The organism is Microbacterium sp. A94 (assembly GCF_051842855.1).
GTDB lineage: Bacteria > Actinomycetota > Actinomycetes > Actinomycetales > Microbacteriaceae > Microbacterium.
Map to the genome: position 1 here is coordinate 282,890 of NZ_JBPXMU010000004.1, position 14,881 is coordinate 297,770.

A 14,881-nucleotide genomic window follows, 5' to 3' on the forward strand; every position below is an offset into this window, starting at 1 on the left:
TTCCTGAGCCTGGCACCGATCCCTGAGCCTGTCGAAGGGCGGAATCAGCCCGAGAATCGTCCCCACGGGATGTCACGCCGCAGCGGCTTGCGCAGCGGGCGTTGGGTTCGTTGCCATGCGGACACGCTCGGCTCTTCGGCGACGGCATCCGCTGCTTCGCGCTCATACGCGTCAGTGACGACCGCCATGAGGGCGGCGAGTTCTTCCTCATTCGCGTTGCCGCGGATGATTCGGACGTCGGGTGCGTGATCGGGATCGGTCACAGCGGGATGTTCCCGTGCTTTTTGGGAGGCAGCTCCTCGCGCTTGCCGCGCAGCGAGCGCAGCGCCTTGGCGATCGAGACTCGGGTGTTGGCCGGCTCGATGATGCCGTCCAGCTCTCCGCGTTCCGCAGCCAGGAAGGGCGATGCGACGTTGTAGGTGTACTCGTTGGCGAGGCGTGTGCGCACTGCTGCGACGTCTTCGCCGGCTTCCTCCGCCTTGCGGATTTCGCCGCGGTAGAGGATGTTGACGGCGCCCTGGCCACCCATGACGGCGATCTCGGCGGTCGGCCAGGCAAGGTTGACGTCGGCACCGAGCTGCTTGGAGCCCATGACAATGTACGCGCCGCCGTAGGCCTTGCGGAGGATCACGGTGACCAGCGGCACGGTCGCCTCGGAGTAGGCGTAGAGCAGCTTCGCGCCGCGGCGGATGACGCCGGTCCATTCCTGGTCGGTGCCGGGAAGGTATCCGGGAACGTCGACGAGGGTGACGATCGGGACGGAGAACGCGTCGCAGAAGCGGACGAAGCGGCTGGCCTTCTCGCCGGCTTCGATGTTCAAGGTTCCCGCCATCTGCGAGGGCTGGTTGGCGATGATGCCGACGGTGCGTCCTTCGACGCGACCGAAGCCGATGAGGATGTTCGGCGCGAACAGGGGCTGAACTTCGAGGAAGTCGCCGTCGTCGACGACGTGCTCGATGACCGTGTGCATGTCGTAGGGCTGGTTCGCGGAGTCCGGGATGATCGTGTTCAGCGTGCGATCAGCATCCGTGGTTTCGAACTCGAAAACGCCCTCGTAGGAGGGGAGCTCCGCCATGTTGTTGTCGGGCAGGAAGCTGAGGAGGGTGCGTGCGTAGTCGAGCGCGTCGTCCTCGTCTTCGGCGAGGTAGTGCGCGACGCCGGAGCGGGTGTTGTGCGTGTATGCGCCGCCGAGCTCTTCCATTCCGACGTCTTCGCCGGTGACGGTCTTGATGACGTCGGGGCCGGTGACGAACATCTGGCTCGTCTTGTCGACCATGATGACGAAGTCGGTGAGAGCCGGGGAGTACACGGCGCCGCCCGCGGCCGGCCCCATGATGATGGAGATCTGCGGGATGACACCGGATGCGCGAGTGTTCAGGCGGAAGATCTCGCCGTACTTGCCGAGGGCGACGACGCCCTCTTGGATGCGCGCTCCGCCCGAGTCGAGGATTCCGATGCAGGGCATGCCACCGGCGAGGGCGTATTCCATGATCTTGATGATCTTGTCGCCGGCGACCTCTCCGAGCGAGCCGCCGAAGGTGGAGAAGTCCTGCGAGTAGACGGCGACCGTGCGGCCGTGGATCGTGCCGACGCCGGTGACGACGGAGTCGCCGTAGGGGCGGGAGCGATCCATGCCGAACGCGGTGGTGCGGTGGCGCACGTACTCGTCGAACTCGACGAAGCTGCCCGGGTCGACCAGGCATTCGATGCGCTCGCGGGCGGTCATCTTGCCCTTGGCATGCTGCTTCCCCTTCGCGACCTCTTCAGCGTCGACCACGGCCTCGGTATAGCGGGCGCGGAGGTCGGCGATCTTGCCGGCGGTGGTAAAGAGGTCAGGAGTGTCCGTCACGGATTCCACACTAGTAGGGGGATGGCGCCGGGCGTTGGATGCCTCGCACAATGGGTTGCCGGATCCTTTGCAGGATTCCACCCATCCGATGCAAAACGATGTACGCATCGGATTCGTCGAGTTCGAGTGTTCTGCATTTGCACCGGAAGCCGCACGCGAACAGTTCATGCGACTCGCCGGAATCGTCGTGGCGGTGGATCGATGTCGTTGAACGCATAGCGGAGGGCGAGTCTTCGATGGAGTATGCGACTGCCGCCGGATGGATCGTGCAGCACGAAGTCGCCGTCCGGATCTCGTGTGATCGACCAGCCGCCGTTGTGCAGTTGCAGGTGATGGAATCGACACAGCAGTATGCCCCGGTCGATGTCGGTGCGTCCGCCAGTTGACCAATGATCGATGTGGTGGGCTTCGCCGTAGGAGGCGGGTCTATCGCATCCCTTCCACCGGCAACCGCCGTCGCGTATCGCGAGCGCAATGCGCTGTTTCGTCGTGAACAGGCGCTGTTCTCTGCCGACGTCGAGTGGATTGCCGTCGCTGTCTACGCTGATCGGTATGAATCCGATGTTGCATGCATGTTGTGCAGCGAACGCCGCGGGGATTGGTGTCACGCCGTCCTCGGTGTGGGCAGGGCCGTGGGTGCCGTCGGAGTTCAGGGTCTGCACCAGCCGCAATCCGGCCTGCCGGACGCCGAACACTGTTTTCGCATCGGCCAGCGCGCCAGCGCGCAGCACGTCGATCATGAGGTCGTGCGCGAGTTGATCGTTGGTGCGCGGGTCGTCTGCGAGGTCTTTTGCTGCGGCTCGTTCATCGGAGTCGATGAAGCGCGGTCCGCCGCGGCGTGGGCGAAGGGCTGCGTCATGGATCGTGCGGACGAGGGCGGCTGCATCGTCGTCGAAGATGAAACTGCCGTGGTGCACGCCGTCGGCGTCGGTCCAGAGCCGGAATGAGCGCCTCGCGTAGCGCTCTTCGAAGCGAGCGGCTGCGCCTTCGGGGTCGAGTTGGTCGCGGATCATCCGCGCAGTGGAGCCGAGTTCTTCGACTGTGCGATCCGCTGCTTCGGTGATGAGCTGTTCGGCGGCAAGCTGCCATGCTTCGCGCCACGTCTCTTCGAGTCTCGCGGCATCTTCGGGTGAGTTGAGCGTTGCACGATCAATCGTCGGTGGTTCGCCCAGGCCGCGACGGATCACGTCGTGTTGCGCGCCAGTGATAGCGCCGTTCAGCAGCGCTCGGCTCAATGGTGCGTGCCAATTGGGTGGGGGAGGTGTCGGCTGGGACGCGCCGTCGCTGCTCGGAGCGTCTTCGCTGCCTGAGCTGCCGTCATCGGTGCCCCACGAGATGGTGGGGTCATCCCCGCCATCTCCAGCGCCAGCCCCAGTGCTGCTCCCGCTTCCCGTCCCGGCATTGTTACCAGGTGTCGCCGCGTCGCCGTTGCCATAGTTCGGTGCTTCGCCCGGTCCGCCGAGCCAGCTAGAAGAGCCAGGCTCACCAGGGCCGGTGCCAGTGCCGGTGGCCCAGCCTTTGGCATCTGCTTGGCCGTCGGACAGGAGCGTCTGGCCTACCCGCGCCATGCGGTGAGCTTCGGCACGGGTTGAGCCGGTGATGTCTTGGATCAGCGCGCTCGCGCTGCGACGACCACGCGACTGTGCGAGTCCGGAATGCCCCGTCCCGCGTGATGACCGGACGGCAACGACGCCGCTCGCTGCGAGTCGGATCTGCTCTAGCTGGTTGACGAGTTCGGTGGCTTCGGTGAGGGTGGCGACGATCGCCGCGTCATCCATGGCGTTCAGTTCGATGGGCAACGTGCATGCGACACCAGCGCACTGTCCCCGCAACGCGGGGATCAGGTCGAGTACGTCGCTGAAAACTGCCATAGTTCATACTGGCATTGACCTCAGACATTCGTTTTAATCTACGATAGGCGATGCGGTTGTTCGTGTCCTGATTGCTCAGCACGGCGCCGGTGACGGCATCCGTCAGATCGGGTGATTCGAGGAACTGCTTCTGCGAGTTGACCTGTGGTGAAGTCGTCGTCAGCGCACAGTTCGTTCAGCCGTACGAGGATCTCGGCGAGCCGCACGAGGAGTGGGTCTTTCGCGGACCCTGTCCCAGCCGGAGCCCGCGGGGTTCATCGACCGTGGAGAAATCGAAATGATCCGAGACTGCTCACAAGACGGACTTCTGGTTCACGACATACCCATGCGTAAGGACGCGACAGATCGAGAAGAACCAGATCAAAACAGGCACGCCAGACGATGGCATATAAGCCCAAGGCTATAGGCCTGCGGAAGGAGCGCCTAGCGCCGGGATGCTTAAAGGATGAAAGCGCCCCGGTCTCGAGCATCTGAGCATGTTGGAATGCTCGTTCGGGAATTGCGTTCCAAAGCGACGATCAGTCGGGCGAAGCTCGCCGAGCGTGCCGACATGGACGTGTCGCACCTAGCCCGGATCGAGGGTGGCAACGGTAACCCGACGCTCTTCGTGCTGATCCAGCTCGCGACTGCACTCGAGGTTGAGCCCACGGTTTTCCTGAAAGGGCTCACCGCGTCAGATCTCCCTGAAGATCTGAAACCGTACTCCGAGGCAGATTTCCGGCGTGAGCTGCGCCGCCGCGAAGGCGAATAGTCGCTGCGCGACCGCGCATCCTCAGACAACGAACCTCCAGACGTACTCCAGCCCGTCAGCCTGGCGGAACCACGCGAGAGTAACCGTCGCGTTGTCGGTGTCGACTGCGCACAGGCACAGCTCGATCTGTTCTGCCGGAAGTACCTGCCCCCACAGCTGGGGCGGGCCGGTGGCACCATCATCGTCGTGAAATACCCGCACAAAATCCGCGGAATCCCGTCCGTCGTTCACGATGATCGGATGCTCCGGATCGTTGCGCAGCACACGCCACGGAACACGGTAGGCGGGTGGAGGCGGGAGCTCGGTCAGATCTAGCGGTCTCAGCATGCCCGCCACGGTAGGAGTGGCATCCGACGCCAGTTCGCCCGGAGATGGACATGCTACGCGGGCGGGGGATAAGTCCTAAGAATCCCTATCTGTGGAGGAGGAGTCGAGACTTTCGATCTCCGTTGCCTTCGGCTTTCGCCGTGCCACGGAACCGACCTGGTGCCCGATCCATCCGGCGCCTCGGGCGATGCTTCCGGCAGCACCCGCAACGGCGCCGCCGGCGTAGCGCGCACCACGCAGCATCCGTAATTCCAGCTTCTCAGCTCCTGCGACCGGTTCCAGGGCGTCCGGCAGCACGGCCGGGGCAACGCCGAACGCACGCCGCGATGTCGTGAGCACACGACGACCAAGAAGATGGTTTCCGGCTCCACCGACCGCCGCCCCGAGCCCGAACGGCAGTGCCTTTCCGAGGAAGGACGCACTACCCGCCGCCGCAAAATGCTTCATGAACATCGTCTTGAGCTGATCGACCACGGGCCCGACCGCCGCGCGCGGGAGCGACTTCGTGATGAGCTCGCCCCAGTAGGCGGAGCGGCTCGCGCCTCGTCCGGTCGCCTGCTTGGTGAGCTGGCCGACGAGATCGACGCCCTCTTTGCCGAGCATCAGCGTCATCACGAGCGCACGCGCGCGATCCGGGTTCTCGATGGCGATGCCGTGGACTTCGGCGACCGACTGCGCGAACAGCGCCGTCGACTCCACGAATCCGACGGTCTCCACGCCCGACAGGGCCAGCGTGATTCCGGTGCCGATTCCCGGGACGACCGCTGTCGCGCCGACCGCCGCGCCCCCGGTGGTGACCGCGGCGAGATATCGACGTTCGAGAATACGCACGAGCTGAGCCGGCGTGGCATCCGGATTGCGCAGGCGGATGCTGCGGATATGAGCGATCACGAGGGGCCGCTGAATCGACAGCACGCGATCCAGCCCGCGCACGGTGAACGGATGCTCGTCGGAGCCGACGGGAGGAACTCCCGTATCCCACGGGGCATCCGTGGGAAGGGAGTGGATCGTGTGCACCTTCTTAGCCATCATGTTGATCTTAGAATCGCCGTCCGGGAAAACGCAGAGAGCCCGCCCCATCGAAAAGGGGCGGGCTCTGCGTGGTGCAGCGAAGTATGAAGATCAGACGAAGAGGTTCGCGCGCTCCAGGTCTTCGGCGAAGTCGACCTCGACGGCGTACAGGTCCGAGACGTCCATCGGCTCGAGCAGCAGACCGTCTTCTGCGATCGCGAGCTCAAGACCGCGCTCGAAGTAGTCCTGGTCCTCGACGCGCTGCAACTGACGCATGAACGCCTTCTTGTGCGTCGAGGAGATGTAGTTGATTCCAACAGCCTCGCCGAGCCCGCCCTTGACGGTCTTGGAGAGCTCGTTGATGAAGCCCTCGGCCGTGACCGTGTACTTCACCTCTTCGTCGCTGACCTTGGAGGTGTTGACGGTGACGAACGACTGGTCGCGCTCGATGAACTCAATTGCACGTCCCAGGATGCGCGGGTCAAAGACCACGTCGCCGTTCATCCAGAGCACGCCGCCCTTGCCGGTCGCGCTGAGAGCGCGCAGCAGGCTCTTGGACGTGTTGGTCTCGTCGTAGCGCTCGTTGTGAACGTAGTTGACGTTGGGGAAGGCCTCGATGATGGTCTCAGCGCGGTACCCGACAACAGCAGTGATGCGGGCGTCGCTTCCGAAAGCAGCGCGGATGTTCTCGTGCTGCTGCTGCATGATCGTGCGGCCGTCGCCGAGCTCAGTGAGGGGCTTGGGCAGGGCACGGCCCAGGCGCGAGCCCATGCCAGCAGCGAGAATGACGGTCTGAAGAGTCACGAATACTCCTAAAAAGAATCTGTGTTCACGGTCGGTTAATCGACCAGACACTTCTTCGTGCCGCCCTTATGCTAGCGACGACCCCTGGGAACCCGCGGGGGATGACGGCGACGTTGCCATTTCGTGATCAGGTACACACCAGATGCACAGGTGGCAATTATTTCGCTCGATCCGGAGAAAGTCCATCCCGATTGATAGCGTAAGACAGTGACTTCTCCCCGCGATGACCGTGCTGATCAGCAGAAAAAGGCGACCGCCGCCCGTGCGCCAAGATCTGCCGAGGTGAAGGCGGCGCAAGCGCGTTCGACGACGGCGGCGAAGAAGCCAGCATCCACGACGACCTCGGCGAAGGCTGCCGCTCCGAAAAAGTCGTCATCGAACGCCTCTACTGTGAAGTCCTCGACCCCGAAGTCGACCCCGAAGTCGACCGCGGCGAAGTCCTCGCCTGCGAAGTCGACCGCGGCAACGTCCTCCACCGCGGCGAAGACTGTGGCAGCGCAATCCGCGGCGAAGAAGACGGCGGCGAAGAAAGCAGCATCCAAGACCGCTTCGGCCAAGAGCGCAGCAGCAAAGACGACGGCAGCCAAGACTGCCGCGGCGAAAAGGGCAGCGGACGCTAAGGCAGCCGAGCAGGCTGCTGACGAGGCGAAAGCGACCAAGACTGCTGAGAAGACGGATGCCGTCGCAAACGACGCCGTCGTCGAAGCTCCCGAGCAGGATGCCGCACTCGAGGTTGCCACCGAGAAGACGCCGGCCAAGCGGAAGCCCCGTGCGAAGTCCGCCGTGGCCGCCGATGCCGCGGCCCCCATCGCCGACGCAGTCCGAGCACCGGCCGAACCCGAATCTGCTGCGGAGCTCGCCGAATCCGAACCCGCCGCAGATCCGGCCACGGAACCCGCGGCCGAGCCGGCGGCCGAGTCAGCCTCCGAGCCGGCCGAGCCAGCCTCGGAACAGGCCGCAGATACCGCAACCGCAGCAGACACAGCATCCGACGCTGTTGAGGCCCTCACCGCGGTCGTAGCAGATGCCGTCGGCGCGGCATCCGCCACTGACGCGGTCAAGATCCGCGGACTCATCAAGGACTTCGGTGACCACCGCGCTGTCAACAACATCAATCTGACGATCCCGACCGGATGCTTCTACGGCATCGTCGGCCCGAACGGCGCGGGTAAGACGACCACGCTGTCGATCTTGGCGGGACTGCTGCGTGCTGATGAGGGCGAGGTGGTGGTGTGCGGCATCGACCAGGCCGCTGACTCCCAGGGCGCCAAGCGCGTCATGGGTGTGTTGCCCGATCGTCTGCGCACCTTCGATCGACTGACCGGGCGTCAGCTGCTGCATTACTACGGTCTGCTGCGCGGACTCTCCGCCGATGTGATCGAGAAGCGCGCCGCCGACCTGGTGCGCGCCTTCGATCTCGTCGACGCCGTCGGCCGGGTCGTCTCGGACTACTCCGCCGGTATGACCAAGAAGATCATGCTGGCCGGGGCCATGATCCATTCACCACGCGTTCTCGTACTCGACGAGCCGTTCGAGGCCGTCGACCCCGTGTCCTCTGCTGTGATCCTCGACATCCTCCGCGCTTACGTCTCCCACGGCGGCACGGTCATCCTGTCCAGCCACGGCATGGACCTCGTGCAGCAGGTCTGCTCGCGTGTCGCGATTATCGTCGGCGGTGAGGTGCTGGCCGAAGGAACAGTCGACGAAGTGCGCGCTGGGCAGACGCTTGAGTCTCGTTTCGTTGAACTCTCGGGCGGCATCGGCGAGGTGGAGGGCCTGGAATGGTTGCACACGTTCTCCGACTGAGAGTCGCGTTGATGCTCGGCGCGCTTCGTGGCGAGCGGACTGTGCGCACCGTCATCGGTTTCATCATTCTCGTATCGGCGACGGCTGCCGTCTGCACCGCCATCCTGAGCCTGGGCGATGCCCCGCTGCCCGTCGCGCGTACGGTGCTCGTGCTCGGGGGCGCGGCGATCTTCCTCGGCTTCCTGCTGGGACCGATCCTGACCGGTGCCACCGATCAGCTCGACCCGCGGCGCTTCGGTGTCTTCGGCGTCAGCGAGCGGCAGATGCCGTGGATCCTCGCCCTTGCCTCGCTGGTCAGCGTGCCCTCGTTCGCACTGCTCGCGATCATCGTGTGCTCCACCATCGTCACCATTCAGCTCGGTATCCCGTGGCCGCTGGCAGCCGCAGTGGGCGTCGTGCGCTTGTTGGCGCCGACCGTTGCCGCTCGGATCGGAATGGCAGTGTGCGCACTGCTTCTTCCTGAACGCCGCTCGCGTGAACTGACGGCGCTGTTCGTTCTGATTCTCGTCGTCGTCGCCTTTCCCGCCGCGGTCTTCTTCGCCTCGCTGGAATGGGACCAGCAGGCACCTGAAGCACTCTCCGCTATCGCAGACGTCGTCGGCTTCACCCCGCTCGGTGCGCTCGTAGCCTTCCCGCTGGCAGTCGCAAGCGGCGACGCCCTCGGAATCTGGATCACCGCCATCCTCTCCGTCGTGACACTCGTCGGGTTGTGGATGCTGTGGTCCTGGCTGGTTCGACGCCTGCTGACCACCACCGACCGCCCGGTAACGTCTCGTGAGCGCTCCGGCCTCGGCTGGTTCGCTCTGCTGCCTGCAAACGCCCTCGGCGCAGTCGCCGCGCGGAGCCTCATCTATTGGCTGCGCGATCGCCGCTACATCGTCAACTTCGTCATCGTGCCGATAGCCGGTGTACTGACGGTGTTCCCGTTGCTGGTCGCCGGGGTGCCGCTGTACCTGGCAGCGCTCGTCCCCGTTCCACTCATGGCGCTGTTCTTCGGCTGGTTGCCACACAACGACGTCGCCTATGACTCCACCGCACTGTGGACGCATGTGGCCAGCGGTGTGCGCGGACTGTCCGATCGACTCGGCCGACTCGCTCCGATCCTTCTGGTCGCGCTTCCGGTGCTGGCGATCGCCATCCCCCTGACGCTGGCCACGGTCGAAAGCTGGTACCTGCTGCTGCCGATGATCGGACTGGCCGCCAGCCTCTTCCTCTCGGGCCTGGGACTGTCCAGCATCTCCTCTGTCGTCTCGCCGTACGCGGTTTCACGTCCCGGGGACAGCCCGTTCGAGCAACCGCAGCGATCAGCATCCCGTGGCGGTTTCGGACCTGCAGCCGCCTTCATGGGCGCAATCGTGGTCAGCGCACCCACCCTGTGGCTGTTCATCATGACGGTAATAGCCGATGGGGTGTACAACCCGCTCACCTTCTGGGTCGGCATCGGCACCGGCATCGTCATTCTCGGAGTCGGAGCGGTCATCGGCGGACGGATCTACGACCGCAGCGGTGAACGGCTCATGGAGTTCGTCGAGACAGCGTGAGAGACGGCATCCGCGACCCGCGACGTCGCGATGCCAGTTAGAATCGGCGCTATGAGTACTCCGCTGGACAGCCCCGATCAAGGCGGCATTGCAACACTTGATCGCGAACTGGAAGAACTTCTCAAGGAGGAGAACGTCGAACCGGGCGATCATGAGCGCTTCTCCCATTACGTGAAGAAGGACAAGATCCTCGAATCCGCGATCTCCGGCAGGCCGGTGCGCGCGCTGTGCGGCAAGAAGTGGACACCGGGACGCGATCCGGAGAAGTTCCCGATCTGCCCGACCTGCAAGGAGATCTACGAGTCGATGGTCGGCTGAGGCCGATTACCCGGCGTCGACGAACCGTGTCGGGATCGCCGGATCCGACTTGCTGAGCGCAAGTGCCCGCACGGGCAGCTCCTCGCGAACGCTCATATGGTGCTCACGAGCGGATGCCGCACCCGCAGCACCCTCGTAGGAACTGTCGATCTCGCCGCCATCGACGAGATTGACCTGCAGCGGCCGCGAATCCGGGTACTCTGCGGCGCTTCCGAGCGCCTCGAAGCCGTCGGATACGACAACCGTCTCCGCGGTGGCCGTACCGCCGCTGAGCGTGCGGAACGCTGCCTTGCGTCCGCCCTTGGACCCTTTGTCAGTCGACGCCTTCGCCACGGCGACCCAGCCGCCGCTCGGATCCTGCCGTGCGACGAGCTTGTAGACCATACCCGCGGTCGGATACCCCGATCCGGTCACGACCGACGTGCCGACACCGTAGAAGTCGACAGGGGATGCTGCCAGCGCTGCGATCGCGTACTCATCGAGGTCGCTGGTGACGGTGATCTTCGTGTTGACCGCTCCCAGCTCGTCCAGTTGTGTGCGCACCGCGGCGGCGACTGTAGGCAGGTCGCCGGAATCGAGGCGAACACCGCCGAGGCCGGTGCCGGCGACGCGGATCGCGGTCTCGACGCCGGTGCGGATGTCGTAGGTGTCGACCAGCAGCGTGGTGTCGGTGCCGAGGCTTTCGACCTGCGCGCGGAATGCGTCTTCTTCGGTGTCGTGCAACAGCGTCCAGGAGTGTGCTGCCGTGCCCATCGTGGGGATGCCCCACTGGCGACCTGCTTCTAGATTGCTGGTCGCACTGAAACCGGCGATATAGGCGGCGCGGGCCGCAGCCACCGCTGACATCTCGGCCGCACGGCGCGAGCCCATCTCCGCCAGGGGACGCTCGCCGGCGGCGATACTCATGCGTGAGGCAGCTGTCGCGACTGCGGAATCATGGTTGAGCACGCTCAGCGCGAGCGTTTCGAGCACAACGGCGTCGGCGAAGCTGCCCTCCACGGTAAGGATGGGCGAACCAGGGAAGTACAGCTCACCTTCGCGGTATCCGTGGATCGACCCGGTGAAGCGGTAGTTCTCCAGATACTTCAACGTCTCAGCATCCACCACGTCGCTATCGCGGAGGAAGCGCAGCTCATCGTCACCGAACCGGAATTCTCGCAGCAGCGACAGCAGCCGCCCGGTGCCAGCGACCACACCGAAGCGCCGACCACCGGAGAGCCGTCTGGAGAACAGCTCGAACACGCTGGGGCGCGCTGCGGTGCCATCGCGAAGTGCGGCACCGAGCATGGTGAGTTCGTATCGGTCCGTCAGGAGAGCCGTCGACGAGTTCATGCGCTCAGTTTAGTGAGCGTGGCGACGCCGCCATGACTTCTGGGCGCGGGTAGGCTGGTGAGTCATGAACGATGCGCCGATCGGAATTTTCGACTCCGGTGTCGGCGGGCTCACGGTGGCTCGCGCGATCCGGGCTCAACTGCCCCGAGAATCCTTCATCTATATCGGTGACACTCAGAACTCGCCCTACGGGCCGAAGCCCATCGCCGACGTCCGCCGCTATGCGCTCGAGGTGCTCGACACGCTGGTCGACCAGGGCGTGAAGATGCTCGTGATCGCGTGCAACACGGCGTCCTCAGCGATGTTGCGCGATGCGCGTGAGCGTTACGACGTCCCCGTCGTCGAGGTCATCGGTCCGGCTGTGCGCCGGGCCATTTCAACGACTCGCAACAACCGCATCGGCGTCATCGGCACGGTCGGCACGATCGGTTCCCGCGCCTATCAGGACATGCTCGAGGTCGATGAGCGTTTCGACGTGTTCACCGCCGCTTGCCCGCGCTTCGTCGAGTTCGTCGAGGCGGGCATCACCGGCACCCCTGAGGTGATCGCCGCCGCGGAGAACTACCTCGCGCCGCTGCGCGAAGCCGACGTCGACACCCTCGTGCTCGGATGCACGCACTACCCGTTCTTGCGCGGCGCGATCAGCTACGTCATGGGTGAGGGCGTCTCGCTCGTTTCCAGCGACGATGAGACCGCCGGTGACGTGTACCGGCAGCTCATGCGCGGTGATCTGCTCGCGCCTCCGGATGCTGTGGCACGGTACAAGTACGAAGCCACCGGCGAATCCACTGAGGAGTTCACCGCTCTGGCCAACCGGCTCATGGGCGCCGAGGTGCGCGATGTCCAGCATGTGCAGACCGGCGTCATCACTCTTCCCGATCTTTCCGAGCTGGCCGAGGCCGGCATCTCCAATGCAAAGGAACTTCATGACTGACATCGTTCGTGCGGACGGCCGCTCCGTTGACCAGCTCCGCGAGATCACGATCGAACGGGGTTGGAGCTCGCACGCTGAAGGTTCGGCTCTTATCAGCTTCGGCGGCACCAAGGTGTTGTGCACGGCGTCGTTCACCAACGGCGTTCCGCGCTGGCTTACCGGTAAAGGCAAGGGCTGGGTCACCGCCGAGTATGCGATGCTGCCCCGGGCGACCAACAGCCGCAACGACCGCGAGAGCATCAAGGGCAAGGTCGGCGGTCGCACCCACGAGATCTCGCGCCTGATCGGTCGGGCGCTGCGCGCCGTCGTCGACACCAAGGCGCTGGGCGAGAACACGATCGTCATCGATTGCGATGTGCTGCAGGCAGATGGCGGCACGCGCACCGCGGCGATCACCGGCGCGTACGTGGCGCTCGCGGACGCGATCGAGTGGGGCCGTACGAAGAAGTTCATCGGCAAGAACGCCACTCCGCTGCTGGACTCGGTCGCAGCTGTCTCGGTCGGCATCATCGACGGTGAGCCCATGCTCGATCTGGCATATGTCGAGGATGTTCGCGCAGAGACCGATATGAACATCGTCGTCACCGGCCGCGGTCTGTTCGTCGAGGTGCAGGGCACCGCCGAGGGCGCGCCGTTCGACAAGCGCGAACTCGATGCGCTGCTCGAGCTCGGTGTCAACGGCTGTGCCGATCTGAAGGAACGGCAGCTCGCTGCCCTCGCGGGGGAGTGACGGCATGACCAAAGTCGTTCTCGCTACGCACAACCCGCATAAGATCGCCGAGTTTCAACAGATCATCGCGATGACGAGGCCCGACCTCGAAGTCATCGGCTATGACGGTCCGGAACCGGTTGAAGACGGTGTGACGTTTGCCGAGAACGCGCTGCTCAAAGCGCGCGCCGCGGCAGAACTCACGGGACTCACCGCGTTCGCTGACGACTCCGGTATCTGCGTGGATGTGCTGGGCGGATCGCCCGGCATATTCTCCGCGTACTGGGCCGGGCAGAAGAAGGATGCCACGGCGAACCTCGAGCTGCTGCTCGACCAACTCGCCGACATCGCCGATCCGCACCGCACCGCGCAGTTCATCTCCACGATCGCACTCGTGACGCCCGATGGCACCGAACATACGGTGGCAGGAGTGTGGCCGGGGCGTCTCTCGCACGAACCCTCCGGCGCGAACGGCTTCGGATACGACCCGATCTTCATCCCTGACGGTCAGCCTGCTGGCGCCGAGCGCACCACGGCAGACTTCAGCAGTGAAGAGAAGCAATCGCAGTCACACCGGGCGCGCGCTTTCGAAGCGTTCGTTCCGCTGCTGCAGGCCATCTGAACCGCGCTGGCCCTACTGAGAATCGTTACCCTTCCCGACTAGTCATAAGGGGCCTCTCCGCGTGCTGGCCCGGGCTAGCCTGGTGGCATGCACGATCACGTACCGCGAGGAGGAATTCGCGCCTTCAGCAACCGCCGGTTGCTGACCATCTCGCTCTGCCTGACTGCCACGGTGATGATCGTGCAGGTCATCGGCGCAATTCTGACCGGCTCGCTTGCGCTGCTGGCCGACGCGGCGCACATGTTCACCGATGCCTCGGCGCTGGTGATCGCGCTGATCGCGAGCACGGTCGCTGCCCGCCCCGCGGACGATCGCCGCACGTTCGGTTATCAGCGTGCCGAGGTGTTCGGCGCGCTGATCAACGCGATCATCCTCATCGTCTTGGCAACGACGGTCGGGGTCGAGGGTGTCAAACGGCTGCTGGAGCCCACCGAGACCGAGGTTGCCGGGCCGCTCATGCTCGTCGTGGCCGTCATCGGCCTGATCGCCAACGCGATTGCGATGTGGTTGCTCAGCTCCGCTCAGAAGACCAGCATCAACGTCCGCGGCGCTTACCTCGAAGTGCTCGGCGACATGATCGGCTCTGCCGCGGTGATCGTTGCAGCCATCATCATCGTGACGACCGGCTGGATGCCAGCCGATGCCATCGCCTCCCTGTTCATCGCGGTCATGATCATTCCGCGAGCGATCGTGCTGCTGCGGGAAGTGTTCTCGGTGCTGGCCGAATCAGCGCCAGCGAATACGCACGTCAGCGAGATCCGCGATCATCTGCTCGCGCTCGACGGCGTCACCAGCGTGCATGATGTGCACGTATGGCAGCTGACCCGAGGAGCTCCAGTCTTTACCGCACACGTCAAGGTCTCGCAGCAACTCCTGGCCGAAGGGCGCACCGACGAGCTTCTCGAGCACCTGCAGAGCTGCCTCATCGACCACTTCGACGTCGCGCACTCGACATTCCAGATCGAGTCTGACGCGGCAGCGGACTGCGAGGAGGCTCACGCCTGAT

General features: G+C 64.6%; 16 protein-coding genes. 8 read left to right on the top strand and 8 right to left on the bottom strand.

What is annotated here, in order from left to right; all coding sequences use genetic code 11:
• Nucleotides 1-44 precede the first annotated feature (44 nt).
• The 3 genes from ACSU1L_RS12600 to ACSU1L_RS12610 all read right to left on the bottom strand — a co-directional run bounded on the left by ACSU1L_RS12600 (nucleotide 45) and on the right by ACSU1L_RS12610 (nucleotide 3,720).
• Nucleotides 45-263 (bottom strand): acyl-CoA carboxylase subunit epsilon, encoded by a 219-nt coding sequence (locus ACSU1L_RS12600; RefSeq protein ID WP_438255130.1) that lies wholly within the window; start codon nucleotides 261-263, stop codon nucleotides 45-47.
• Nucleotides 260-1,858: an acyl-CoA carboxylase subunit beta gene (locus ACSU1L_RS12605; RefSeq protein ID WP_438255132.1), complete on the bottom strand. Its 1,599-nt coding sequence runs from the start codon at nucleotides 1,856-1,858 to the stop codon at nucleotides 260-262. Before ACSU1L_RS12605 ends, ACSU1L_RS12600 begins: the two co-directional genes overlap by 4 nt.
• A gap of 155 nt (nucleotides 1,859-2,013) precedes the next feature.
• The gene (locus ACSU1L_RS12610; protein ID WP_439256022.1) at nucleotides 2,014-3,720 is read right to left on the bottom strand and encodes a DUF222 domain-containing protein; all 1,707 of its coding nucleotides are present in this window, start codon (nucleotides 3,718-3,720) and stop codon (nucleotides 2,014-2,016) included.
• Between the two features lie 484 nt (nucleotides 3,721-4,204).
• On the opposite strand from ACSU1L_RS12610, the gene ACSU1L_RS12615 reads away from it, so the two are divergent.
• A complete protein-coding gene (locus tag ACSU1L_RS12615) occupies nucleotides 4,205-4,471 on the top strand; it encodes a helix-turn-helix domain-containing protein (protein ID WP_438255135.1) in 267 nt (88 codons plus the stop codon).
• A 21-nt stretch (nucleotides 4,472-4,492) separates the two neighbouring features.
• Here the strand turns inward: ACSU1L_RS12615 and ACSU1L_RS12620 are convergent, their stop codons facing one another.
• The 4 genes from ACSU1L_RS12620 to ACSU1L_RS12635 form a co-directional block, all read right to left on the bottom strand.
• Nucleotides 4,493-4,798 (bottom strand): hypothetical protein, encoded by a 306-nt coding sequence (locus tag ACSU1L_RS12620; RefSeq protein WP_439256024.1) that lies wholly within the window; start codon nucleotides 4,796-4,798, stop codon nucleotides 4,493-4,495.
• A 75-nt stretch (nucleotides 4,799-4,873) separates the two neighbouring features.
• Nucleotides 4,874-5,827 (bottom strand): hypothetical protein, encoded by a 954-nt coding sequence (locus ACSU1L_RS12625; RefSeq protein ID WP_438255139.1) that lies wholly within the window; start codon nucleotides 5,825-5,827, stop codon nucleotides 4,874-4,876.
• 93 nt (nucleotides 5,828-5,920) lie between these two features.
• The gene (locus tag ACSU1L_RS12630) at nucleotides 5,921-6,613 is read right to left on the bottom strand and encodes an NTP transferase domain-containing protein (RefSeq protein ID WP_438255140.1); all 693 of its coding nucleotides are present in this window, start codon (nucleotides 6,611-6,613) and stop codon (nucleotides 5,921-5,923) included.
• A 236-nt stretch (nucleotides 6,614-6,849) separates the two neighbouring features.
• Nucleotides 6,850-7,089, bottom strand: a complete 240-nt coding sequence (locus tag ACSU1L_RS12635) for a hypothetical protein (protein ID WP_439256025.1) — start codon at nucleotides 7,087-7,089, stop codon at nucleotides 6,850-6,852.
• A 13-nt stretch (nucleotides 7,090-7,102) separates the two neighbouring features.
• Here ACSU1L_RS12635 and ACSU1L_RS12640 point away from each other — a divergent pair, with 13 nt between their 5' ends.
• The 3 genes from ACSU1L_RS12640 to ACSU1L_RS12650 are packed head-to-tail and all read left to right on the top strand — an operon-like array spanning nucleotide 7,103 to nucleotide 10,278.
• Nucleotides 7,103-8,419 (top strand): ABC transporter ATP-binding protein, encoded by a 1,317-nt coding sequence (locus tag ACSU1L_RS12640; protein ID WP_439256026.1) that lies wholly within the window; start codon nucleotides 7,103-7,105, stop codon nucleotides 8,417-8,419.
• A gap of 11 nt (nucleotides 8,420-8,430) precedes the next feature.
• Nucleotides 8,431-9,960: a hypothetical protein gene (locus ACSU1L_RS12645; RefSeq protein WP_439256027.1), complete on the top strand. Its 1,530-nt coding sequence runs from the start codon at nucleotides 8,431-8,433 to the stop codon at nucleotides 9,958-9,960.
• A gap of 51 nt (nucleotides 9,961-10,011) precedes the next feature.
• Entirely contained in the window at nucleotides 10,012-10,278 is a 267-nt protein-coding gene (locus tag ACSU1L_RS12650) for a DUF3039 domain-containing protein (RefSeq protein ID WP_438255143.1), read from the top strand.
• 6 nt (nucleotides 10,279-10,284) lie between these two features.
• Here the strand turns inward: ACSU1L_RS12650 and ACSU1L_RS12655 are convergent, their stop codons facing one another.
• On the bottom strand, nucleotides 10,285-11,610 hold the full coding sequence (locus ACSU1L_RS12655) for a nicotinate phosphoribosyltransferase (RefSeq protein WP_439256029.1): 1,326 nt from the start codon (nucleotides 11,608-11,610) through the stop codon (nucleotides 10,285-10,287).
• Between the two features lie 64 nt (nucleotides 11,611-11,674).
• Between ACSU1L_RS12655 and murI the strand changes: the two genes are divergently transcribed.
• The 4 genes from murI (at nucleotide 11,675) to ACSU1L_RS12675 (ending at nucleotide 14,880) form a co-directional block, all read left to right on the top strand.
• The gene (gene murI, locus ACSU1L_RS12660) at nucleotides 11,675-12,544 is read left to right on the top strand and encodes a glutamate racemase (RefSeq protein ID WP_439256030.1); all 870 of its coding nucleotides are present in this window, start codon (nucleotides 11,675-11,677) and stop codon (nucleotides 12,542-12,544) included.
• Nucleotides 12,537-13,274, top strand: coding sequence for a ribonuclease PH (gene rph / locus ACSU1L_RS12665; RefSeq protein ID WP_438255146.1), 738 nt, complete (start codon nucleotides 12,537-12,539; stop codon nucleotides 13,272-13,274). Before murI ends, rph begins: the two co-directional genes overlap by 8 nt.
• 4 nt (nucleotides 13,275-13,278) lie before the next feature.
• A complete protein-coding gene (rdgB, locus tag ACSU1L_RS12670) occupies nucleotides 13,279-13,875 on the top strand; it encodes an RdgB/HAM1 family non-canonical purine NTP pyrophosphatase (RefSeq protein ID WP_439256031.1) in 597 nt (198 codons plus the stop codon).
• A gap of 87 nt (nucleotides 13,876-13,962) precedes the next feature.
• A complete protein-coding gene (locus ACSU1L_RS12675) occupies nucleotides 13,963-14,880 on the top strand; it encodes a cation diffusion facilitator family transporter (protein WP_439256032.1) in 918 nt (305 codons plus the stop codon).
• The last annotated feature ends 1 nt before the right edge of the window (nucleotide 14,881 follow it).